The organism is Halopseudomonas pelagia CL-AP6, assembly GCF_000410875.1.
Classification (GTDB): Bacteria; Pseudomonadota; Gammaproteobacteria; order Pseudomonadales; family Pseudomonadaceae; genus Halopseudomonas; species Halopseudomonas pelagia.
This window is the reverse complement of sequence record NZ_AROI01000006.1, coordinates 19851-43676: the sequence shown is the minus strand read 5'-3', so window position 1 is coordinate 43676 and position 23826 is coordinate 19851. Positions and strand designations below refer to the sequence as shown.

The 23826-nt window shown below is 59.3% G+C and carries 22 protein-coding genes and 1 pseudogene; 6 read left to right on the top strand and 17 right to left on the bottom strand.

The window, feature by feature from the left end; all coding sequences use genetic code 11:
• Positions 1-13: 13 nt before the first annotated feature.
• Positions 14-1192, bottom strand: a complete 1179-nt coding sequence (locus K787_RS22195; protein WP_022961630.1) for a CaiB/BaiF CoA transferase family protein — start codon at positions 1190-1192, stop codon at positions 14-16.
• Positions 1193-1343: 151 nt separating this feature from the next.
• Positions 1344-2528 (bottom strand): acyl-CoA dehydrogenase, encoded by a 1185-nt coding sequence (locus K787_RS0104655; protein WP_022961629.1) that lies wholly within the window; start codon positions 2526-2528, stop codon positions 1344-1346.
• A gap of 240 nt (positions 2529-2768) precedes the next feature.
• Between K787_RS0104655 and K787_RS22190 the strand changes: the two genes are divergently transcribed.
• The gene (locus K787_RS22190) at positions 2769-3737 is read left to right on the top strand and encodes a LysR family transcriptional regulator (RefSeq protein WP_022961628.1); all 969 of its coding nucleotides are present in this window, start codon (positions 2769-2771) and stop codon (positions 3735-3737) included.
• Here K787_RS22190 and K787_RS0104645 read toward each other — a convergent pair.
• The 12 genes and pseudogenes from K787_RS0104645 to rpe all read right to left on the bottom strand — a co-directional run bounded on the left by K787_RS0104645 (position 3734) and on the right by rpe (position 14412).
• The gene (locus K787_RS0104645) at positions 3734-4492 is read right to left on the bottom strand and encodes an iron ABC transporter ATP-binding protein (RefSeq protein WP_022961627.1); all 759 of its coding nucleotides are present in this window, start codon (positions 4490-4492) and stop codon (positions 3734-3736) included. The two genes, K787_RS22190 and K787_RS0104645, sit on opposite strands and share 4 nt — an antisense overlap.
• Complete coding sequence (locus K787_RS0104640; protein WP_022961626.1) at positions 4489-5442, bottom strand: iron chelate uptake ABC transporter family permease subunit; 954 nt, start codon at positions 5440-5442, stop codon at positions 4489-4491. Before K787_RS0104640 ends, K787_RS0104645 begins: the two co-directional genes overlap by 4 nt.
• Entirely contained in the window at positions 5433-6401 is a 969-nt protein-coding gene (locus K787_RS0104635) for an iron chelate uptake ABC transporter family permease subunit (RefSeq protein ID WP_028614586.1), read from the bottom strand. Before K787_RS0104635 ends, K787_RS0104640 begins: the two co-directional genes overlap by 10 nt.
• A 70-nt stretch (positions 6402-6471) precedes the next feature.
• Positions 6472-7404 (bottom strand): siderophore ABC transporter substrate-binding protein, encoded by a 933-nt coding sequence (locus K787_RS0104630; protein ID WP_022961624.1) that lies wholly within the window; start codon positions 7402-7404, stop codon positions 6472-6474.
• Between the two features lie 223 nt (positions 7405-7627).
• On the bottom strand, positions 7628-8203 hold the full coding sequence (locus tag K787_RS0104625; RefSeq protein WP_022961623.1) for a YceI family protein: 576 nt from the start codon (positions 8201-8203) through the stop codon (positions 7628-7630).
• Position 8204: 1 nt separating this feature from the next.
• Positions 8205-8774 carry a cytochrome b gene (locus K787_RS0104620; RefSeq protein ID WP_022961622.1) on the bottom strand — a complete coding sequence of 190 codons (570 nt, stop codon included), beginning with the start codon at positions 8772-8774 and terminating at the stop codon, positions 8205-8207.
• Between the two features lie 169 nt (positions 8775-8943).
• Positions 8944-9738: an indole-3-glycerol phosphate synthase TrpC gene (trpC, locus tag K787_RS0104615; RefSeq protein ID WP_022961621.1), complete on the bottom strand. Its 795-nt coding sequence runs from the start codon at positions 9736-9738 to the stop codon at positions 8944-8946.
• Entirely contained in the window at positions 9735-10781 is a 1047-nt protein-coding gene (gene trpD, locus K787_RS0104610; RefSeq protein WP_022961620.1) for an anthranilate phosphoribosyltransferase, read from the bottom strand. Before trpD ends, trpC begins: the two co-directional genes overlap by 4 nt.
• Positions 10782-10798: 17 nt before the next feature.
• Complete coding sequence (locus tag K787_RS0104605) at positions 10799-11395, bottom strand: aminodeoxychorismate/anthranilate synthase component II (RefSeq protein ID WP_022961619.1); 597 nt, start codon at positions 11393-11395, stop codon at positions 10799-10801.
• Between the two features lie 10 nt (positions 11396-11405).
• Entirely contained in the window at positions 11406-12884 is a 1479-nt protein-coding gene (trpE, locus tag K787_RS0104600; RefSeq protein ID WP_022961618.1) for an anthranilate synthase component I, read from the bottom strand.
• Between the two features lie 70 nt (positions 12885-12954).
• Positions 12955-13741, bottom strand: a pseudogene (locus tag K787_RS0104595) (phosphoglycolate phosphatase).
• Complete coding sequence (gene rpe, locus K787_RS0104590; RefSeq protein WP_022961616.1) at positions 13738-14412, bottom strand: ribulose-phosphate 3-epimerase; 675 nt, start codon at positions 14410-14412, stop codon at positions 13738-13740. Before rpe ends, K787_RS0104595 begins: the two are co-directional and overlap by 4 nt.
• 98 nt (positions 14413-14510) lie before the next feature.
• Here rpe and K787_RS24235 point away from each other — a divergent pair, with 98 nt between their 5' ends.
• Positions 14511-15440 carry a DUF3530 family protein gene (locus K787_RS24235; protein WP_084671938.1) on the top strand — a complete coding sequence of 310 codons (930 nt, stop codon included), beginning with the start codon at positions 14511-14513 and terminating at the stop codon, positions 15438-15440.
• Here the strand turns inward: K787_RS24235 and djlA are convergent.
• The 3 genes from djlA to K787_RS0104565 are packed head-to-tail and all read right to left on the bottom strand — an operon-like array spanning position 15415 to position 17920.
• Positions 15415-16224, bottom strand: coding sequence for a co-chaperone DjlA (gene djlA, locus K787_RS0104575; protein WP_022961613.1), 810 nt, complete (start codon positions 16222-16224; stop codon positions 15415-15417). The genes K787_RS24235 and djlA overlap by 26 nt on opposite strands.
• Positions 16225-16229: 5 nt before the next feature.
• Positions 16230-16898: an N-acetylmuramate alpha-1-phosphate uridylyltransferase MurU gene (murU, locus tag K787_RS0104570; RefSeq protein ID WP_022961612.1), complete on the bottom strand. Its 669-nt coding sequence runs from the start codon at positions 16896-16898 to the stop codon at positions 16230-16232.
• Complete coding sequence (locus K787_RS0104565) at positions 16895-17920, bottom strand: aminoglycoside phosphotransferase family protein (protein ID WP_022961611.1); 1026 nt, start codon at positions 17918-17920, stop codon at positions 16895-16897. Before K787_RS0104565 ends, murU begins: the two co-directional genes overlap by 4 nt.
• Before the next feature lie 138 nt (positions 17921-18058).
• Between K787_RS0104565 and K787_RS0104560 the strand changes: the two genes are divergently transcribed.
• The 4 genes from K787_RS0104560 to rsmA are packed head-to-tail and all read left to right on the top strand — an operon-like array spanning position 18059 to position 23826.
• On the top strand, positions 18059-20737 hold the full coding sequence (locus K787_RS0104560; RefSeq protein WP_022961610.1) for an LPS-assembly protein LptD: 2679 nt from the start codon (positions 18059-18061) through the stop codon (positions 20735-20737).
• Positions 20727-22031, top strand: a complete 1305-nt coding sequence (locus K787_RS0104555; protein ID WP_022961609.1) for a peptidylprolyl isomerase — start codon at positions 20727-20729, stop codon at positions 22029-22031. Before K787_RS0104560 ends, K787_RS0104555 begins: the two co-directional genes overlap by 11 nt.
• The gene (pdxA, locus tag K787_RS0104550) at positions 22031-23023 is read left to right on the top strand and encodes a 4-hydroxythreonine-4-phosphate dehydrogenase PdxA (protein WP_022961608.1); all 993 of its coding nucleotides are present in this window, start codon (positions 22031-22033) and stop codon (positions 23021-23023) included. The genes K787_RS0104555 and pdxA overlap by 1 nt, the downstream gene beginning before the upstream one ends.
• Positions 23020-23826, top strand: coding sequence for a 16S rRNA (adenine(1518)-N(6)/adenine(1519)-N(6))-dimethyltransferase RsmA (rsmA, locus tag K787_RS0104545; protein WP_022961607.1), 807 nt, complete (start codon positions 23020-23022; stop codon positions 23824-23826). Before pdxA ends, rsmA begins: the two co-directional genes overlap by 4 nt.

Here is a 23826-nt window from a genome sequence, read left to right as displayed (position 1 = left end):
TTCGCGTCTGGCGCTACTTCCCGAGCCAGTCAGCGAGGACAGCCGCAGCATGCTCGTCGAGCAGCGGCGGCGGCAGGCGATACTCAATCGGCGTGCGCGACAGACGAATCGGATTGCCAACCAGCGCCACCTCGCCTGCCAGGGGATGGCCCATGCGTACTTTCAACCCGCGGGAGCGTACCTGCGGGTCCTCGAACACCTGGGCCAGATCATTGATTGGACCGCAGGGCACGCCCGCCTGCTCCAGGTCTGAAATCCACTGGGCGGTAGTGCGAAAAACAGTGACCTGGCGAATCAGCGGGATCAATTCCCCCCGGTTAGCAACCCTATCCGCATTGCTGGCAAAACGGCGGTCCTGCGCCCATTCCGGATGCCCGGCGACTGTGCTGAAACGACGGAACTGAGCATCGTTGCCGACCGTCAGAATAAAATCACCATCGGCGCTGGGGAAATCCTGATAGGGCACGATGTTCGGGTGGGCGTTGCCCATGCGTCTCGGCGCCTGTCCCGTGGTCAAGTAGTTAAGACCCTGATTGGCTAGACAGGCCACTTGCACATCCAGCAGTGCCAGGTCGATGTACTGGCCCTGCCCGCTGCGCTCGCGCTCGGCCAGCGCAGCCAAAATGGCATTGCTGGCGTAGAGCCCGGTGAGAACATCGGTCAGCGCCACGCCGACCTTGACCGGCCCGGCGCCGGCTTCGTCATCGGCACGCCCGGTCACGCTCATCAAGCCACCTAACCCCTGAATCATGAAATCGTAACCGGCACGCTGGGCGTAGGGTCCGTCCTGACCAAAACCGGTTATTGAGCAGTAGATCAGGCGCGGATTAATCGCCTGCAGGCTGACATAGTCGAGGCCGTAGGCCGCTAGCCCATCAACCTTGAAGTTCTCGATCAGAATATCCGCTTTAACCACCAGCTCGCGCAGGCACTGCTGGCCCTGCGGCTGGGTAAAATCAATCGCCAGAGAGCGCTTATTGCGGTTAGCGGAAAGATAATAAGCCGCTTCCGAGGTGTCACGCCCTTGAGCATCCTTGAGGTAGGGCGGCCCCCAGGCACGGGTATCATCGCCGACGACCGGCCGCTCGACCTTGACCACGTCAGCGCCAAGATCAGCCAACATCTGCCCAGCCCAGGGGCCAGCCAGAACGCGGGAAAGATCAAGGACTTTCAGACCGGCTAGCGCACTCATGCGCGCAGCCACAAGCGGCAAGCTGTAAGCGACAAGCCAGCCCTGCAGTTAAAAAAAATAGGGGTAACGAACATGATCACGAGCCCTCGGAAAAGCCGCAGCAAACCAGACTTACTCAGCCCGACTTGCCGCTTGCCGCCACCTTCAAACGTTAGAAGAACGCCTGAAGGCCCGTCTGTGCGCGACCCAGGATCAGCGCGTGCACATCGTGGGTACCTTCGTAGGTATTGACCACTTCCAGGTTGACTACGTGACGGATTACCCCGTATTCGTCGGAAATGCCGTTACCACCGAGCATGTCACGGGCCACACGGGCGATATCCAGCGATTTGCCACAGGAGTTGCGTTTCATCATCGAGGTGATCTCCACCGCCGCAGTCCCTTCATCCTTCATGCGGCCCAAACGCAGGCAACCCTGCAGGGCCATGGTGATCTCGGTCTGCATATCGGCGAGTTTTTTCTGGATCAACTGTGTCTGTGCCAGTGGGCGACCGAACTGCTTTCGATCCAGCGTGTACTGACGAGCGGTATGCCAGCAGAACTCCGCCGCGCCCAGAGCGCCCCAGGAAATGCCATAGCGCGCCGAATTAAGACAAGTAAAAGGACCTTTCAGACCGGTCACCCCGGGCAACATATTCTCTTCCGGCACAAATACATCTTCCATTACGATCTGGCCAGTAATGGACGTACGTAGACCGACCTTACCCTTGATCGCCGGAGCGCTAAGGCCCTTCCAGCCTTTCTCCAGAATAAAGCCACGGATCACGTCGTCATCCGTCTTGGCCCAGACCACGAACACGTCAGCGATGGGGCTGTTGGTAATCCACATCTTTGCGCCCCTGAGCGAATAGCCACCCTCTACGGACCGCGCACGGGTGATCATCGAGCCTGGGTCGGAACCATGATCGGGCTCAGTCAGACCAAAGCAACCGATGCTCTCACCGCTAGCCAACTTGGGTAGATACTTCTGCTTTTGCTCTTCGCTACCGAACTCATTGATCGGCACCATGACCAGCGAGGATTGCACACTCATCATCGAACGGTAGCCTGAGTCAACACGCTCGACTTCACGGGCAATCAAGCCGTAGCAGACATAATTCAGCCCGCTGCCACCGTACTCCTCGGGGATAGTGGCGCCCAGCAGCCCCAACTCACCCATTTCACGAAAGATGGCTATATCGGTATTTTCATTACGGAACGACTCCAGTACCCGCGGCATCAACTTGGCGTTGCAGTATTGAGCAGCAGAATCACGCACCATGCGCTCTTCTTCGGTCAGCTGCGAATCAAGCAGCAGCGGATCAATCCAGTTGAAACTCGCTTTGGAATCGGCCATGAAAACTCCGTTGTATTATCAGGATTAAATGAGCATCGCGGGGATGCTTGCAGTGGCAATAAGACTAGACCCGATTAGCCCTGCCGGCAAACGCGTTTTTGTCAGTAACCTGTGCTATTTTGGAACTCCGTAAACCAGCGACAAACGGCAAGCCACAAGCAAACCGCAATCGTGCTGGACATTATTGTCCACGACCAGCGTAACGCTTAAAACTTACCGCTGCTCCAAAGGAGCCCACCCATGCGCCGCAAGATCCCCCCGACCCAGGCCCTGATCTGCTTTGAATCCTCGGCCCGGCATGAAAGCTTTACCAAGGCCGCCGAGGAGTTGTCGCTAACCCAAAGCGCGGTATGCCGGCAGATCGCCAATCTGGAAGAGTTCCTGGATGTGCAGTTGTTCCGTCGCACCCGGCGCGGCGTCAAACTGACCGAGGCGGGCGAGACCTACAGCAGACGCATCAGCAGTCGCCTGGATGCGGTGGAGCGCGATACGCTCTCGGTCATGGGCAATCAGGGCACCGCCACCCTGGAGCTGGCGGCGGTACCGACCTTCAGCACCCAATGGCTGCTGCCACGCCTGAGCGGCTTTCTGCTGGCGCATCCACATGTTTCGGTGAACTTGACGAACCGCACGCGGCCATTCCTGTTCGCCGATACCGAATTCGATGCCGCAATCTACTTTGGCGATGGCGACTGGTCCGGTACCGAGACGCATTTTTTAATGAAGGAGTCGCCAGTACCGGTGTGTAGCCCAGACCTGATTGCGCCGCACAAATCGTTGACGGCGGAACAGATCAGCCACATGCCGCTACTGCAACAGACCACCCGGCCGTACGCCTGGCGCCAGTGGTTCGCCTCACTTGATATGCGTGTTGCGCACGACCTGAACGGCACACGCCTGGAATTGTTCTCGATGCTCGCCAAGGCCGCGATGCACGGCATGGGGGTCGCGCTGATTCCGCCCTTCCTGATCCGCGATGAACTGGAAAGCGGCCGCCTGATCACCCCCTGCCCACACAGTTTCGACAGCGATCACGCCTATCATCTGGTGATCCCCGAGCGTAAAGCCGAGTCCGCCACACTGCAGGCGTTCAGGGACTGGCTGGTGGAAGAAGCGCGAATGTACCGCGATTCTCAGCCTCCAGCTGCAAGCGACAAGCGGCAAGCTGGAGTCAAACCTCGACACGGACCGCTTGCGGCTGCGCGCTAGCGATAATAAGTGCAGATCCGCTGACCATCGATTTCATGCACGCGGATATCCAACTGGTACAGGTCGCGCAGCACAGCCTCGCGGATTAGCTCGTTCGGGCTCCCCTGACCCGCCAGCTTGCCGCCCTGCATGGCGATGATCTGGTCGGCGTAGCAGGAGGCGAAATTGATATCGTGCAGCACCACCACCACGGTTTTACCCTTGTCGTCAGCGGCACTGCGCAGCAGCTGCATCATATCCACAGCATGGCGCATGTCGATATTGTTGAGCGGCTCGTCGAGCAGCACATAGTCGGTGTCCTGGCACATAACCATTGCCACATAAGCGCGCTGGCGCTGGCCACCGGACAATTCATCAATGGCCTTGTGCTGGAACGGAGTCAGCCGCAGAAAGTCGATGGCTTCATCGATCTTGTGCTGGTCATCGGCGCTCAGGCGGCCCCCGGAATGCGGGAAACGACCGAAGGCCACCAGGTCACGTACCGTCAGGCGCAGACTGCTCTGGTTGTGCTGACGTAGAATCGAAAGACGCCGCGCCAGCTCAGCCCCCGGAGTGCGGGTCACGTCCAGCTCATCAATCAATACTCGACCAGCAGACATCGGTAGCAACCGACTGATCATCGACAACAGGGTGGACTTACCCGCGCCATTGGGTCCGATGATGGCGGTGAAGCCACCCTTGGGAATGTTCAGACTGACGTCATCCACGACCAGGCTATGGCCATAGCGCTTGCTGACTTTCTGGACTTCAATCATTGCCGCACTCCACGCATCAACAAGACGATAAACAACAGCCCGCCCACCAGCTCGACCACCCCCGATAACGGCAGGCTCGAGGCCAGGACATGTTCCAGCAACACCTGCCCCCCGACCAGACAGACGACGCCCGTCAGCACGCTGGCGGGCAGAGTCCAACGGTGCTGCTGGGTGCCCATCAGCCAGTAGGCGAGATTGGCCACCAGCAGCCCGAAGAACAGCGTCGGCCCCACCAGCGCCGTGGTCGCGGCGACCAATATCGCTATGACCGCCAGCAGGCGCAGTACCTGACGCTGGTAGTCCAAGCCCAGATTCAGCGCCATATCCCGCCCCAGCGCCAGCACGTCGAGCCTGCGTAGCACCCACAGCACATAGCCACTGGCAACAACCACAAAAAGGCTTGCGACGCCCAGCAGACCCAGATTGATGCGATTGAAGCTAGCCGCACCTCGTCCCCGGTCGATGACCAGCACGCCAGGGTCGAGCACCCGCAGCAGCACCTCAGTCAGCTCGCGGAACAGAATACCGCCGAGCATACCGGCCAGGATCAACAGGTGTAGACTGCGCACCGCACCACTGAACAGCAACCGAAAAACCAGCAGCGCCAGCAACACCACGGCCAGCACCTCAAGCGAAAAACGCAGGGGCAATGCCAGCTCGCGCCATTGGGCGGCGCCCCATATCAGCAAAGCCAAAACCTGGACCAGCATAAAAAGCACATCAAAGCCCATCAGCGCGGGTGTCAGCACACGGTTCTGGGTAATGGTCTGGAACAGCACCGTGGAGATCCCGATCGCCCAGGCCACCAGCAGCATGGCCGCCAGCCGCGGGCCGCGGTATTCGATAATGAAAGCCCAGTCGCTCTGCGCCCGCAGCGTCATGAATGCGCCCATGCACAACAGCGCCAGCGCCGCCAGCAGGGTCAGGCGCCATGCTGGCGTCATACCCATTGACGGCGCCCCTGAAAGAGAATGAACAGAAAGGCCAGACAGCCGACTATCGCCAGCAGACTAGAGGATGGCACTTCGAAGGGATGGATAAGCAGACGTCCGGCAATATCCGCCGCCAGCAAAAGAGCAGCTCCAAGCAGCGCTACCAATGGAATGCTGCGGCGCAGCTGATCACCACACACCCAGCGCACCAGATTCGGGGCTATCAAGCCGACAAAGGGAATCACCCCGGCCACCACCACCACGCTAGCGGAAATCATCGCCACCAGCAGCAGCCCCAGCCCTATCAGCAGGCCGTAGTTGACGCCGACATTGGTCGCAAAATCCTTGCCCATACCGATCACGGCAAAGCGATCGGCTGCCAGCATGGCAGCCAGCGTCAGACCAGCCGCGACCCACAGCAGCTCGTAGCGCCCACGCAACACCGCAGAAAAATCGCCACTGCTCCAGGCCCGCAGCGCCTGAGCCAAATCAAGTTGCTGGGCCAGCAGACCGCTGCCCGCGGCCACCACCCCAACCAGTACCAGACCTACCAATGGAACAATCAGCGCGGAGCGCAGAGGAATGCGCTGCAACACCGCCAGAAACAGCAAGGTGCCGCCCAGGGCAAACAAACTGACCACGGCAAAGCGCAGTGCTAGCGTGGCCCCCGGCACCAGCCAGGCGAGCATCAACATGCCCAGCGCCGCCGCCTCCATGGTGCCCACCGTAGAAGGCTCGACCAGACGATTGCGCGCCATCATCTGTAATATCAGCCCCGCCACCGCCAATCCGGCCCCGGCAAGCATCAGCGCCAGGGTACGCGGCAAGCGGCTGGCAAAGAGGATTTTGGACAGTCGGTCGTCCGGATCGGCGCCCAGCGCATTAAGCAGATTCATGCGGCTAGCACCGACATTCAGGCTCCAAATCGCCAGACCCAGGACTAATGTCAGCAGCACAACCAACAGCACCCAGCTCATGCGTGCACTCGGAGCCGCACGCTGTAGAAGATTATCTTGCGGCATAGGTCACCAGACTTCCATCCGGCTTTCAGCGGCCAGCGGAGAAGACCTCGATCAGCTGATCGACACTCGCCTGCATGACGCCCAGACCACTGTTGTCCAGCAAGTACCAACTGACCGGATCGAGATAGACGATCTGCCCCTTGTTGCCAGCGGGCGTCGCCTTGACCAGCTCGTTATCCATCAGTTGCGCAGCGGCAACCCCTTCTTGACCAATGGCCGCATCGCGGTCCATGACAAACAGCCAGTCAGGGTTAGCCTCAAGCAAAAACTCGAAAGACACCGAATGTCCGTGCCTGCCGGTTTGCAGGTCATCCACCGCCTGTTCCACGCCAAATACGTCGTGAATCATGCCAAAACGTGTACCTGCACCAAAGGCCGCCATTCGCCCACCGGTCGTCAGCACCAGTAGGCCCTTGCCCTGGCCGGCAGCCAGCTCACGCAGTTCGGTGACTGATGCATTCAGGCGCGCAAGCTGCTCCTCGGCCTCGGCCTGCTTGCCATAGATTTCACCGAGAATGCGGGTATTGCGCTCCAGACTGCCAAGCAGGTCGTTCGGGTCAGGCGTCAGATCGATGGTAGGGCCGAATTTCGATACCTCGGCGTACTGACCCTGTGCGCGACGACCAAGAATGATCAGATCGGGACTGCTGTTCTTCAATACCTCCAGATCGGGCTCGAACAGACTGCCCGCGCGGATAAAGCCCTCACCTTGATAACGCGCGAGCAGATCCGGTGCGCTGTTGCTCGGCGTGCCCTGCACCTGCACCCCGAGCTGCTGCAGGGTATCCAGGGTCGACCAGTCGATCACCACCGCTTTCTGCGGACTGACCGGCACCTGAGTTTCGCCACTGCTATGGGTGATGGTTACGGTGTCGGCGGCCTGTACGGCAGAAGACAGCACAAAGGCCAGCAGCAACCCAGACAGGGCGCGGCCCAGCGGCAGAGAAGGTAGCGACATCGGATTTCCTTGATAGACAAAACAAAGAGGTCACACGAGCACCCCATACGAAAGCACTCATGCGAATAGTTATTGTTTAGATTTTACCAGAGCACCCTTGCAGCAGACAGGCACAAAAGCCGAAACAGGCCGTTGCGGGTATCCGAACGACGCCCGAACCGCAGGTCTGCGGTTCGGGCTGGAGAAGGCGGAAGTTATCCGCCAGGGAACAGGCCCTGAGCCTTTATTGACGGATGCCTTCCACCGTCAAAATCAGCTCTACTTCCTGGGAAGCCGGCCCCAAATCCATCGGGATATCAAAGTCCTTCAGACGCAAGCGGGTGCTGCCTTCAAAACCAGCGCGGTAACCACCCCAGGGGTCCTCGCCCTCACCTAGAAACTTGGCATCCAACACCACTGGCTTGGTGACGCCGTTGAGCGTCAGATCGCCAGTAATATTCGCTGTATCGTCGCCAGTCATCTCCACTGCAGTGGATTTGAACGTCGCCTGCGGATGCTTGGCCACATTAAGGAAGTCATCACTGCGCAAGTGCTTGTCGCGTTCAGCATGGTTAGAATCCACGCTAGTGGTATTGATAGTGACATTCACCGCGCTGGCCTCGGGCTTGTCCGCATCCCAGCTAAAGGTACCGTCAAAATCGTTGAAGCGGCCATACAGCCAGCTGTAACCCAGATGGCTGATCTTGAAGTTGACGAAGGCGTGCTGGCCTTCCTTGTCGATCACATAATCGGCAGCCTGCAGGCTACCGCTCAGGGCCATCAGGCCGCCCAGGGCGAGTCCGGCGAAAGTCTTTTTCATATTAATGCTCCTCAGATGAATGCGAGCGCAGGCCAAGCATGCGCCGCAGGGTATTATCGCGGTCAATAAAGTGATGTTTCAAGGCACCCAGCGCATGCAAACCGGCCAACACCAACACGGTTATCGCCAGCCAATAATGTACCAAGCCGGCACGGTCCGCCTGCTCTGGCAGGCCGGAGACCAACGCAGGCAGGGTGAACCAGCCAAACACATCGATGCCCTGCCCGGTCGCGGTGGAAATGAGATAACCGCTGAGCACGATCACTATCAGTAACAGGTATAGCAGTCTGTGAACTAGAGTGGCGAGCCGAACTTCCCAGGCCTTATGGTCCGGCAGATGCGCCGGCTTAGGGTTGGCCCAGCGCCAGACCATGCGTAGCACTAGCAGCACCGCCAGTGAAATACCGATGCTTTTGTGCCAGAACGGGGCGCTTCGATAGTAGGGGCTATAATAGGTAAGGTCAGTCATCCACAGGCCCAGGATAGCCAGCCCGATAACGGTCAAGGCTACCAGCCAGTGCATAGCAATAGCGACAGAGCCATAGCTATGTGAGGTGTTTTTGATCTGCATGACGTCAGTCCGATATGTCAATGAGTGGGATTCTCACATCGAATCAGTCAGACAAAAAGCGCAATATTTGGTTCTGAATTATTTGGTAATCAGATAGATACCAAGCTTAACGAAAAGATGACCCGATTAGCACCAGGCCATCTCCACCAGGATGATCGGACAATTGCGATCAGAAAAACAACCGCTTGAGCTCCATACCTGGGTCTGGCGCCCGCATAAAGGCTTCGCCAACCAGGAATCCGTAAACATCGTGGGCCAACATCAAGTCCACGTCCGCACGGGAAAGCAGTCCGCTTTCGGTCACCAGCACGCGATCGGCTGGCACCCTGGGCAACAAGTCCAACGTCGTCTCCAGCGTCACCTCAAAGGTATGCAGATTGCGATTGTTGATACCAATCAGTGGCGTATCCAGGCGCAATGCACGCTGCAGCTCATCAGCGTCGTGCACCTCGACCAGTACATCCAGCTTCAGGCGACGCGCTTCGGCGGCTAACTCTGCCATCAGCCCATCATCCAGCGCCGAAACGATCAGTAGTATGCAGTCCGCCCCCATCGCCCGGGCCTCAAGCACCTGATAGGGATCAATCAGAAAATCCTTGCGGATCACCGGCAGATTACAGGCGGCACGTGCAGCGCGCAGGTAGTCATCGTGGCCCTGAAAGAAGTCCACATCGGTCAGCACTGATAGACAGGCTGCACCGCCCTGCTCGTAACTGCGGGCAATCTCCGCCGGATCGAAATTCTCACGCAGCACGCCCTTGCTCGGCGAGGCCTTCTTGATTTCAGCGATCACACCGGGTTTATGGGCGGCGGCGCATCGCTGCAAAGCCGCAGTAAAGCCACGCGGCGGCTCGGCGGCAACGGCCAGACGCTCCAGCTCGTCAAGGCTGACGCGCGGCCGGCGCTCGGCGACTTCCTCATGCTTGCGGGCAATAATGTTCTGCAAAATCGTTGGCACGCTCATGGCGCAGCTTCCTCGCGAAATACGTCGGTAAAGGCGACCAGCTCATTGAGCTTTTCGCGAGCCAGGCCCGAATGCAACGCATCTGAGGCCAGTTGCACCCCTTCAAGGAAAGTGCCTGCCTGATCACTGGCGTAGAGTGCCGCGCCGGCATTGAGAATAATCATGTCCGCGGCCTTTTCGCCAGCCTCGGTCTTGCGCTTGCCCAGCGCATCATTGATCAGCGCCAGGGATTCAGCCGCATCATTGACGCTCAAGCCGATCAAGCTGCGACTGGGAATACCCAGGTCCTCAGGACTGATATCGTACTCCCGCACTTCGCCATCTTTGAGTTCAGCAACATGCGTGGGCGCCGCCAGGCTGACTTCGTCCAGCCCGTCGCGGGCGCTGACCACCAGCACATGCTCACTGCCCAGGCGTTTGAGCACTTCGGCCATGGGCCGGCACAGCTTGTCGGTGAACACACCGATAACCTGATGCTTGACCCCGGCCGGGTTGGTCATCGGCCCGAGCATATTGAACAGCGTGCGCAAGCCCAGCTCCTTGCGTGGACCCACGGCGTGCTTCATAGCGCTGTGATGAGCCGGTGCAAACATAAAACCCACCCCGACCGCCTCTACACAACGCCCAACCTGCTCCGGCGTAAGCGCCAGATTGACGCCCGCCGCTTCCAACAAATCGGCACTGCCACTTTTACCGGAGACGGCACGGTTACCGTGCTTGGCGACCTTGCCACCGGCCGCCGCCACCACCAGCGCCGCCGCAGTCGACACGTTGAAGATATTCGCACCATCGCCGCCGGTACCGCAGGTATCAACTACCCGCTGACCACCGACCTGCACGCCCGAAGCGAGCTCACGCATGACTATCGCCGCGCCGGTAATTTCATCAATGCTCTCGCCCTTCATCCGCAGGCCGACCAGAAAGGCGCCAATCTGCGCGTCGGTGCACTGCCCGGTCATGATGTCGCGCATCACCGCGCGCATTTCTTCGGTACTCAGGTCGATCTGCTCGACCACGCGCGCCAGTGCTGTCTTGATATCCATGTTCACTCCTAGTCCGCTTAGCCGCGCAGGCCGCCCTGTTGTTTAAGGAAGTTGTCCAGCAGCTCGTGGCCCTGATCGGTGAGAATCGATTCCGGGTGAAACTGCACGCCTTCGATCATGTACTCACGGTGGCGCAGGCCCATAACTTCGTCTATCGAGCCGTCTTCGAGCTGGGTCCAGGCGGTTACTTCCAGGCAAGCCGGCAGCGGCTCGCGGCGCACCACCAACGAATGATAACGGGTCACCGTGAGCGGATTATCCAACCCGGCAAATACACCCTGATGCTGGTGAAACACCGGACTGGTCTTGCCGTGCATGACCTGGCGGGCGCGTATCACTTCACCACCAAAGGCTTGCCCGATGCTCTGGTGGCCGAGACAAATACCCAGAATCGGCAGCTTGCCGGCAAAGTGCCGCAGCACCGGCACCGACACACCCGCCTCGTTCGGCGTGCATGGGCCGGGAGAAATAACGATACGTTCAGGCTGCAGCGCCTCGATTTCAGCAACACTTAGCTCGTCGTTGCGGATAACTTTAACCTCGGCGCCCAGCTCACCCAGGTACTGCACCACGTTGTAGGTGAAGGAATCATAGTTGTCGATCATCAATAACATGTCTTTTCCCTCACTCGACTGACTGTTCGGCCAGGGCCACGGCCCGGAACATCGCACGACGCTTGTTGATGGTCTCTTCCCACTCCAGCGCCGGCACCGAATCGGCAACAATGCCGCCGCCGGCTTGCACGTGCAGCTCGCCGTTCTTGATCACCGCGGTCCGAATAGCAATCGCGGTGTCCATATTGCCGTTCCACGCCCAGTAACCTACTGCGCCGCCATATACCCCGCGCTTGACCGGCTCCAGTTCGTCAATGATTTCCATCGCACGGATCTTCGGGGCGCCGGACAGGGTTCCAGCCGGCAGAATCGCGCGCAGCGCATCCATCGCATTCAGATGCCCGAGCAGTTGGCCCTTCACATTGGAGACGATATGCATGACGTTCGAGTAGCGCTCGATAACCATCTTCTCGGTGACCTGCACCTTGCCGGTCTGGGCCACACGGCCAACGTCGTTGCGGCCGAGATCGATCAGCATCAGATGTTCGGCGATTTCCTTGGCATCGGAGAGCAGATCCACTTCCAGCGCATGGTCAGCCTCCTCGGTCGCGCCGCGCGGGCGCGTACCAGCGATCGGCCGCACTGTCACTTCACCCTCTTCCACGCGCACCAGCACCTCCGGCGAACTGCCGACCACATGGAAGTCACCGAAATTGAAGAAGTACATATAGGGCGTCGGATTCTGGCTGCGCAGCGCCCGGTACAGATCGATGGGTTCGGCCTTGAAGTCGATACTCATGCGCTGGGAGGGCACCACCTGCATACAGTCACCGGCGAGGATGTACTCCTTGACGGTGTCTACCGCCCGCTCGTAATCCTCGCGGGTGAAACTGGCGCGGTAGTCAAGATCGCGGTCCGGCGGATTGTCCAGTGACAGCGGCTTGCGCTGGGCCAGGGGCTGACGCAGCTTGTCGAGTATTTGCTCAAGGCGGACGTTGGCGGCATCAAACGCATTGTCGTCCGCCGGATCGGCCAGCACGATGGCATGCAGCTTGCCCGCCAGGTTGTCGAACACCACCACCTCATCCGACACCATCAACAGGATATCCGGATTGCCCAGTGGGTCGGGGTTCGGGCAATGCGCCAGGCGCGGTTCGACATAGCGCACGCAGTCGTAGCCGAAATAACCGACCAGACCGCCATTGAAGCGCGGTAGCCCAGGAATGCTCGGCACCCGGTAGCGGGCCTTGAACTCTTCGACGAAAGCCAGCGGGTCGGCGCAATCATACTGTTCGGTTTCGACGCCATCGACCAGCACCTGAACACTATGCTCGTAGACGCGCAGCACGGTGCGGGCGGGCAAACCGAGGATCGAGTAACGACCCCACTTTTCGCCGCCCTGTACCGATTCGAGCAAGTAGGAATAGGGCGCGTCAGCCAGTTTCAGGTAGGTCGACAGCGGCGTATCCAGATCAGCCAGTACTTCGCGTACCACGGGTACACGGTTAAAGTCCTGAGCAGCCAGGCTTAGAAATTCTTCTCGGGTCATGATCAGCCTCATGGGGCGGGTAATTGTCAGACAAACACAGAAGACCTGCGCTTGACGCAGGCAGGCAGAATCAGGTGCGCCAACGCCAGCGGGCGAGCGCCTTGATCACTCTCATCAGTTTGCGGTTGCTGACAAACACGGCTGATCCGTCTTGGTAAGGTGTGGAGACACCCGAAAGGTTATATGAGCACGTCCAGTGAATCAACCAACAAATCCGGGTTTTCCAGGCTGACCGGACGGCCGTGATTGTAGCCGTAACTGACCGCCAGCACTTTTACCCCGGCAGCCTGACCGGCCAGCACATCATTGCGCGAGTCACCGACAAACAGCGTATCGGCGGCCGCTACGCCGGCCTCGCGCATAATCCAGTACAAGGCCGCAGGATCGGGCTTCTGCACCGGCAGCGTATCGCCGCCCACCAGCCAGTCGAAATAACCAAGCATGCCCTTCTCTTCCAGCAACGGAGCGACAAAACGTTCCGGCTTGTTGGTCGCCACCGCCATCGGAATGCCCTGCTTCTTGAGCGCATCAAGAAACGCCATCACACCAGGGTAGATGGTGGTCAGCACATGCCCAGCGGAATACGCCTGCAAAAAGGCTCGGTGCGCCAGCTCGGCCTCCTCGGCATCAACGCCAGCATGCTCGATGGAGCCAGCGAGCGCGCGGCGCACCAGCACTGCCGAGCCATTACCCACCCAGTCGCGTACCCGTTCAATACCGGCAGCAGGCCGGCCAAGCTCAAGCAACATGCTGTCGATAGCGCCAGCCAGGTCCGGCACCGAATCCAGCAGGGTGCCGTCCAGATCAAAGATTACTAGCTTCGGCAGCTGCCCGCCGAACAGCCGCCCAAGCTTCAACGCGCAACCTGGGCCAGCTCGGCACGCATGCGGTCGATCACTACCTTGTAATCGGGCTGGTTGAAAATCGCCGAACCGGCAACGAAGGTATCGGCGCCGGCTTCGGCGATCTGGCGAATATTCTGCTCGCTGACGCCGCCGTCGACTTCCAGGCGAATATCACGGCCGCTGGCATCAATTAGCGCGCGTGCTTCACGCAGCTTGTCGAGGGTGCCGGGGATGAATTTCTGCCCGCCAAACCCGGGATTGACGCTCATCAACAGCACCATGTCGACCTTGTCCATAACGTACTTGAGGCTGTCCAGCGAAGTCGCCGGATTGAATACCAGGCCGGCCTTGGCGCCGCCCTCGCGAATCAGTTGCAGAGAACGGTCGATATGCTCGCTGGCCTCTGGATGAAAGGTAATGAAGGACGCACCCGCTTCGAGAAAATCACCGATGATGCGGTCCACTGGCTTGACCATCAGGTGCACGTCAATGGGAGCAGTAATGCCGTATTTGCGCAACGCACTGCAGACCATCGGCCCGATGGTCAGATTGGGTACATAATGGTTATCCATTACATCGAAATGGACGATATCAGCACCCGCGGCCAGCACCTTGTCGACCTCCTCGCCAAGGCGGGCAAAATCGGCGGACAGGATCGAAGGGGCAATCGCATAATCAGGCATGACGGACCTCGGGAGTGAATTCAGGACGGCCATAGTCTACCTCAAGCGGCTTCGTGCTGCCCTGTTATACTCGGAGGAAATGCCCAAGGACGCCTGCCATGCAATCCCTACCAAGTCTGTCCTGCCTGCACACCCATAGACTCCAGCTCGGCTTAATGCTGATGCTCGCCGGGCCGCCTATTGCTTTGGCGCAAGAACCCGTTGCAGATACTCCATTGACGTCCGAGGCACCGGCTGAAACAGCCAGAGAGACGACTGCAGTGCTCACGCCAACACGTAGCCAGGTGCAGGAGCTGAGCCTTGAGCGACTGTTGCCCGCTACCCAGCAGCGCCGCCTGAATATCGGCGAGCAGGCCTTTCTCGGGCTGTTCCTCCCTGCAGCCCAGCCGCAACCTTGGGGCGGCATCATATTGATTGCGGGCCAGGACGAGCACGCAGACTGGCCCATGCTGATTGCTCCGGCACGCCGGCAGCTCAGCGCGGCGGGCTGGCACACTCTGGCTATTAGCCTGCCAGAACGTGATGCCCCCGAGCACGGGCTCGAAGCATCAGAGCGTCTGACACGCGACGACGCCTACCGGGAACAGACCCTGGCGCGTATTCAGGCCGCGCGGCAGGTGTTAATTGCCGAGGGCGGCGAACAACAGAATCTACCTGTTGTATTACTGGGGCGGGGCGAAGGGGCTTTCTGGGCTCTGAGCGCCGCAGTGGCCGTCGAAAGCACAGCTGAGGCGGCTAATCCGCTAGCTGCTGCGCTGATACTTCAGGGCCTGCGACAAACGACGCAGGGTGAAACAACCACCAACCACTTGCTGGAGCAATGGTCAGGCCCCACTTACGACATTCTGATGTCACGCCCCGAACAAGCCGAAGCGCGCAGGCTACAAGCAAAACGTCTGGGGCATGACCGCTATAGGCAATTGCTGTGGCCGCAGGGCGAGACCTCTGAACTGCAACAGCAGATACTGATCAAGCGGCTGGACGGCTGGCTGCAGCGGGTGCTTAACGAAACCCCCGATAGCGTTTGATCTGTTCGTAGGCTTCCTGAATCCGATGAATACGCTCGCCAGCGCCGTTGGCTCCGACGTCGATGCCTCGAGCAATCAGCTTGTCCGGATGATAACGGCTGAGTTGGCGGCGATAAGCCCGCTTGATCTCTTCAGGTGGTGCGCTGAGGTCGACTTCCAGCAAACTGGCGGCTTCCTGCAGTCGATCACGACTGGCCGTCCGCGCGCCGCCGCTCTGCGGCTTAGCGCCTGACTGGGCGTAGCCGGCACGCGACTGATGACGTTGGTGCATGCGCTGCTGCTCTGCCCGACCCAGCCCGGCGTGGCCACCCCATTCGTCAAGCAGTTCGCGCTCTTGTGCGCCCAGCACCCCATCCGCCAGGGCCATGCGCCAGCAGCAGTCCAGCAACTCTGCTGCCCGTTCCGGCTCGCGCTTGAGTAATCGCCGGACCAGCGGAGTCAATCGTTGGTTAGGGATTTTGCCCTGATTGAACCACTGCATCGCCTGCAGTCGCAATCCGTCATCCAGACGATACTGCTGCATCAGGTCCCGTGCCAATTGCAGATGGGCCGGCAAAACCCGCCCTTCAGCCTTGGCCAGTCGGCCCAAGCAGAGGAACAACACCTGCTCAAAGCCCGCCTCCCGACCACTGAGCTCACGCCAACGACGTGGCAAGTCGCTCCAGCGCTGCAACTGCCAATGACGATCCAGCGCATGCCCGAGTACAGCGCCGAAGATACCGCCGGGGATACCCGCAATCGCGCCTCCCAGAGCAGCACCTACTACCGTTACTGGCCAGAGCACAGGCGTCAGCTCCCCTGCGCCAAGCGTTCGGCGTCAGCCAAGCGTGCGGGTGTACCAACGTCGACCCAGGGACCAGCGAAGTATTCGCCGCTCAGCCTTCCAGTATCGGCCGCACGGCGCAGCAATGGCGCCAGAGCAAAGGCGCCAGCCCGCTCATGCTCAAACAGTTTTGGGTGCAGCACTGCCAGGCCCGAATAGGTCAGCCCCTGCTCGCCAGGCTGCGGATTACTCAGCGCACCGTCCACCAGCACGAAATCAGCTGTGGTTTTGAATTCGGGGTTATCCACCAGCACCAGGTGCGCCAGCATGCCGTCCGGGAGCGCCAGCCCGGCAAACTCGAACGGCACCCAAACATCACCATTGACTAACAGAAAGGGCTGTTCGCCGAGCAACCCCAGCGCCTTGAAAATGCCGCCACCGGTCTCCAGCGGCTCGCCCTCGGGTGACCACTGAATAGACACGCCCAGAGCCGCGCCCGCAGCAAAATGCTGCTCCAACTGCTCACCCAGCCAGGCATGATTGATCACCAAATCAGTCACACCCGCCGCTCTGAGCGCCTCAATATGCCACTGAATCAGCGGCTTGCCGGCCACCGGCAGCAAGGGTTTGGGTGTATGCAAGGTCAGTGGACGCATACGCTCACCCTTCCCGGCGGCGAGAATCATCGCTTTCATAGAGGCATGCCAAGGCTATCCAGCAGCCGCTCAAGCGGTGCCAGACGCTGATCGCGTTCGCAGGCCTCACGCAGGTAGCCAACAAAGCGAGGGGTGTCGCCCAAGTAATGCGCTTTGCCGTCGCGATAGTTGATCCGCGCGAAAATACCCAGCACTTTCAAATGCCGTTGCACCCCCATCAATCTCGACTGATCGAGGAAAGTCTGAAAATCACCGGGTACCGGCAAGCCCGCTTGCTGCGCCTGTTGCCAGTAGCGCTCGAGCCAGGCTTCGCGCTGCTCCAGTGGCAGAGTGAAAAAGGCATCAGCAAACAGCGAGGTCACGTCGTAACTCAAGGGGCCATAGAGCGCGTCCTGAAAATCCAGTACGCCGGGCTCACCTTCTGCCGTCATCAGGTTACGCGGCATATAATCGCGATGCACGAACACCTGAGCCTCGGCCAGATTGCTCTCCAGTACCAGGCGGCAAACCGCCTGCCACTGCTGCGCTTCGTCCACGCTGAACTGGCGATTCAGATGGCGGCCGACATACCACTCGGGAAACAGCGATAACTCACGACTCAATACGGCTTCATTATAGTCCGGCAGCACGCCCGGGCTACTGATCTGCTGCCAACGCAGCAAGGACGAGATAGCGGCTGCGTAAAGACGCTCTACCTCAGCCGTATCCAGCCCGCGCTGAATACTCTGCAAATAAGTGCTGGTGCCCATGTCCTCCAGCAATAAAAAACCGTTATCCACATCGGCAGCGTAAATCTCCGGGGTACGCACCCCAGCCGTTGCCAACAGCCCAGCAACCCTGACAAAAGGGCTGGAATCCTCTTGCTCCGGGGGCGCATCCATCACGATAAGGCTACGTGAGCCATCGCTCCAACGAAAATAGCGCCGGAAACTGGCATCGGCGCTGGCTGCCGACAACTGGCCCTGACCTACCGCTCCCCAACCTTGAGAAGCGTAGGTTTGCGCCAGTTGCGGCGGCAACCAGACTTGCAGCTGTGCTTTTCTAGCATCCATCATTTCCATCCCATTCAGACGGACGCTGGCTCTGGCGTCCTACAATGCTTTATTATCCCCTATCTTGCGGATTACTCGCAGCATGCATATCGCATTCGTCTCGCACAAGCGTCGCGCGCACCGACTGGAAGCCCGGATAAACATACAATGGCCTACCGCACACCACCGTTTCGCCCTACCTTTCCCATGTTGCTGGTCAGCGGGTTGCTATTAGCCCAGCCATTGAGCAGCTTGGCCAACAATCAGGTTGAATGTCGCGCCAGCAGTGGCGGCGCAGGCTGGGACTGCGCTCCGCTGTCCGCTCCGGCTGCCTTGCCTCCCCGGCCAGCCAAACCCGTGCAGCCAGTACAGCGCGCAGCAGAGCGGGCACCCATCGAGTCGCCTGAAAGCGATGCCCCGGTGGCTACCGCCCGCCAGGTTGCTGATTCTGGTGAGTACAGCGAGCTGGACTGGGTTCCCCGCGAGCAACTCAGCAGCGAGCAACAGGCTGCTATCGCACCCTATTGCGGCGGTACCTATGTAGAACCTGAACGCGAGGGGCGTGACAATGAAACGCCTTTTGACCAGTTGCCGGTTTCCGCCGCAGCGGACTCAAGCCGTTTCGAGCAAGGCAGCCAGACCGGTACGCTGGAAGGCGACGTTCTACTACAACAGGGTCGCCTGCAAGCCCAATCCAACCGGGCCAGCTTCGACCAGGCGAATAACCTGATCGTTCTGGATGGCAATGTCCGCCTGCGTGACCAGGGCGTACTGGTTCTGGGTGATAGCGCACGGATGCAGATCGACACCGGTGAAACGCGTATCGATCAAGTGCGTTATGTCGTGCACGAGTCGCGCGCCAGAGGTACTGCGACCAAATTGATGCGCCGTGATGACGCGGTTATCGTCATGACCGATGGCACCTACACCACCTGCGAGCCCGGTGAAAATACCTGGGCACTGCACAGCAAGGACATTGAGCTTGATCGCGAGAAAGGCTGGGGCGAGGCGAAGCACGTCACGCTAAAGGTCAAGGATGTACCGGTCTTTTATACTCCGTGGATGAATTTCCCACTGGATGACCGGCGCAAGTCAGGCCTGCTGACGCCGAGCTTTTCCTCCAGCACCGACAGTGGCTCCGAGCTCACCGTACCCTATTATTTCAATCTTGCGCCTAACTACGATGCGACCTTGTATCCGCGCATCATGAGCAAGCGTGGCCTGCTGATGGAGGGTGAGGCCCGACACCTTGGCGTGCAGAGCCAGTCGCAGGTCAATGCCGCGTTCCTTGATGACAGTGAGTTTGGTGATACTCGCTGGATGTATCAGCTACAACATGACCACGTCCTGGCCCCGCGCTGGCGAGCCAATGTTGATTACAGCGATATCAGCGACCCCTTCTATTTCCAGAACCTCAATTCATCACTGGAGTCTCGGCCAGACACCTACGTAAACCAACGTGCCGGCACCACCTACGCAGGCAACACTTGGCGGTTTTCGGCTGCGGTGCATAGCTACGAATTGGCCGACATTACATCAGTTACGCCATATAGCCGGCTGCCCCAACTGCGGTTGGATGGCGCGAATCGCCTGGGCGACACTGGCTTAAGATTCAACTACAGCACCGAATACAGCTACTTTGACCGTGACCTGAACAGCGGTTTTCTCTCAGGGCGTAATGGCATTCAGTTTGATGATGCCAATGCTGCAATCCGCGAGCCCGACGAAAGCCTGGTTGGCCTGCAACGGGCATCCGGTAGCCGGGTAGTCGCAGCACCTGCAATCGAGTACCCGATGACCACCAGTTGGGGCTTCTTTACCCCTACAGTTAAAGCGGTCATGACCCAGTACGATCTGGATTTTGATCGCAGAGCCGACGGCTTCGACTATGCCGGCGCCGAAACGACACCCGGCAATGTCACGCCCATCGCAAGCCTGGATGGCGGGCTGTACTTTGACCGGCAAACCAACTGGTTCAGCCAGACTTTCAGACAGACACTGGAGCCGAGAGCCTATTATCTCTACACGCCTTATCGCGATCAAAGCGACCAGCCACTGTTCGATTCGAATGAATATGCCTTCAGCTATAACTCGCTGTTTCGCGACAACCGGTTTAGCGGTAGTGACCGTATAGGCGATGCGAATCAACTCACGCTGGGAGCCACTAGCAGAATCCTCGACGACGCTGGCCGCGAACGCATTCGCGCCAGCCTGGGTCAAATCTTCTATTTCAGCGATCGCGATGTAGCGCTGCTACCGGATGGCGCCGGGGCGACTACCGACCCGACGCAGTCCAGTTCCGCCTATGCGGGCGAATTCATGTATCAAATGAGCGATGCCTGGCGATTCAGAAGCGATGTGATCTGGAACCCGGATAACAACGGCGAAGATGCCGGTAGCGCCATCTTCAACTACCAGCCTGAGCCGCGTAAAATCATCAATGCAGGTTATCGGTTCAGAAACAACGTAAATACCTTTGACGCTCTGTCTGGCACATTCAGACGCAACGCGAATGACCGTATAGACCAATCAGACCTGTCTACCATTTGGCCAATCAACAATCAATGGAGCTTCATCGGTCGCTGGCAGCACGATTTCAACCGCGACCGAACGCTTGAAGCGTTCGGTGGTCTGGAATATGACAGCTGCTGCTACAAAGTCCGTTTCATCAACCGGTACTGGGTAGACTACGACGAATATGAGACGGTGACTGACGATACCGGCAACCGTGGCATTTTCATTCAGATCGTGCTCAAAGGACTGGGTAACGTCACCGGCAACCGTGTCGAAAGCCTGTTCGATCAAGGCATCCCTGGTTACAGAGAGCGTGAAAACAATGGTTTTTAAGGCAAAGGTTTCTAAGTTATATCCTGCACTACTCAGCCTGTGCGCGGGTCTGATCTTCAGCACCGGGTTGCATGCCCAGGTTGTGCCTCTGGATCGGGTCGCGGCGATCGTCGACAACGACGTGGTCATGGCCAGCCAACTGGATCAACGTATGCAAGAGCTGCAACGCCAGTTGCGTGAGCGCGGCACTCAGCTGCCACCTGATGAGGTCCTGCGCGAACAGGTACTTGAGCGCTTGGTAGTTGAAAGCATCCAGTTGCAGATGGGCGAGCGGGCCGGCATTCGCATTGACGACGCCACGCTCAACCAGACCATGCAACAACTGGCCCAGCGCAATAATGTGACAACCGAAGAGTTTCGCGCCGCACTCGAGCGCGACGGCATCAGTTACAACCAGGCCCGTGAGCAGATCCGCCGCGAAATGATCATCAACCGTGTGCGCCAGCGCCGCGTCGCAGAACGCATCCAGGTATCCGACCAGGAGGTCCGCAACTTCCTCAATTCGGAGATGGGCCGTATCGAGACTGCGGCGGAATATCGCCTGGCCATGATTGTGCTGCCGATTTCCGACAGTGCCAGCCCGGCTGAAGTCAGCGAGATTGCCGACACCGCCAACGAAATCTATCAGGAGCTGCGTGACGGTGCCGATTTTACCGGTTTGGCCGTCGCCCGCTCGCGTGGCGATACCGCACTGGAAGGCGGTGAGCTTGGCTGGCGCCGTAGCGCGCAACTGCCTGGCCCCTTTGCCAGCGCTGTTGCGTCGCTGGACGTCGACGGTGTAACCCAACCACTGCGCTCGCCCGCTGGTTTTCACATTCTTAAACTATTGGAAACCCGTGGCGGCGAAGGCCAGATGGTCGAAGAGTTCGATGTCCGCCATATTCTTATCAAGCCTAGCGAAATCAGAACTGAAGGCGAAGCCGCCCAGTTGATCCAGCGCATTTATGAGCGCATTCAGAACGGCGAATCTTTTGCGACGCTGGCTAGCGCCTACTCCGAAGACCCAGGCTCTGCGTTAAATGGTGGGTCGTTAAGCTGGGTCACCCCAGACAGCATGGTGCCGGAATTCCGTGAAGTCATGACCAGCATTGGTCAAGACACCGTTTCAAGCCCGTTTCAGTCCGAGTTTGGCTGGCACATTCTTGAGGTGCGGGGCAGCCGTAACGTCGACATGACTGCGGAAATGCGCGAACAACAGGCGATCAATCTTATTCAGAATCGCAAGTACGAACAGGAGTTGCAGACCTGGTTACTGGAAATCCGCGACGAAGCTTATGTCGAGATCAAGATATAGTGCCTTGCAGAGCCATTGCCCTGACCGCCGGCGAGCCGGCGGGCATCGGGCCCGACCTGTGTCTTATGCTGGCAGCGCAAGCAAGCCGGCACCAACGGGTGGTTATCGCCGACCCTGATTTGCTTGCCGAGCGAGCCCGCCTGCTGGGTCTGCATATCGAACTCAGCCCCTTTGATCCCGCCGCCACTCCCGCACCCCAAGCCGCCGGCCAGCTTAGCGTGATGCCGGTCAGCCTGGCCCAGCCCTGTACACCCGGCGTTCTAAATACCGCTAATGCCCAGTACGTTCTTGAGACATTGAGTCTGGCAGGCCGCGGGTGCGAGGCGGGGCATTTTGCTGCGGTAGTAACCGCGCCAGTGCACAAGGGCGTGATCAATGATGCCGGCATCCGCTTTTCCGGCCATACCGAGTTCTTTGCCGAACTGACCGGCACGCCGCTGGTGGTCATGATGCTCGCCTGCCCCGGCTTGCGCGTCGCCCTGGTCACCACCCACCTGCCGCTGCGCGCCGTGGCGGATGCCATTACCCAGCCAGTGCTGGAACAGGTTATCCGCATCCTGCATATGGACCTGCAGCGCAAGTTCGGTATCGCCGCCCCGCGCATTCTGGTGTGCGGTCTTAACCCGCATGCCGGCGAGGGTGGCCATATGGGCACTGAGGAGATCGACACGCTCGTCCCGGTGCTGGATCGGCTGCGTGCCGAGGGCATGCTGCTTCAGGGTCCACTCCCCGCCGATACGCTGTTTACCCCCAAACATCTGGACCATGCCGATGCGGTCTTGGCCATGTATCATGACCAAGGTCTGCCGGTGCTCAAGCACAAGGGCTTCGGCAATGCGGTCAATATCACATTGGGCCTGCCGATCATTCGCACGTCAGTCGATCACGGCACGGCACTTGACCTAGCCGGTAGCGGCAAGGCCGATGCGGGCAGCCTGAGGGTCGCACTAAACACCGCTATCAGCATGATTGAAGCCAGGGAGTCAGCATGAAACAGTTCGCCCCGCACCGGGCGCGTAAGCGTTTTGGCCAGAATTTTCTGCATGATGCCGGCGTCATCAATCGCATTCTCCGCGCAGTGGCCCCGCGTGAAGGCCAGCATCTGGTTGAAATTGGGCCCGGCCAGGGCGCCATTACCGAGGGCCTATTGAGCAGCGGCGCGCAGCTGGAGGTGGTCGAGCTGGATCATGACCTGCACCCGCTATTGCTCGCACGCTTCGGCGACAACCCGCAATTCACCCTGCACAAGGGCGATGCCTTGAAGTTCGACTTTCGCTCGCTGGCAACTGACGAGCGGAAACTGCGTATTGTCGGCAATCTTCCCTACAACATCTCGACACCACTGATGTTTCACCTGATTGCCCAATCCGACTGCGTCGCCGATATGCACTTCATGCTGCAGAAAGAGGTGGTGCAACGCCTCGCCGCCGGTGCAGGCATGAACCATTACGGTCGCCTGGGGATCATGGTCCAGTATCACTGCCAGGTAGAGCATCTGTTTGACGTCGGTTCCGGCGCATTCAGCCCGGCGCCCAAGGTCGATTCTGCCATTGTCCGCCTGACCCCGCACGCACAACTACCGCATCCAGCCGACGACGTCAGTATTCTGGAACAGGTCGTGCGCGAGGCGTTCAATCAGCGACGCAAGACCCTGCGCAACACGCTCAAACCGTTGCTGGATGCCGAAAGCATCGAGGCCGAAGGTCTTGACCCTACGTTACGCCCGGAGCAGGTCGACCTGGCGGGCTTCGTGCGACTGGCCAATAGATTGGCCAAAGAGAAGGCAGACCCATGA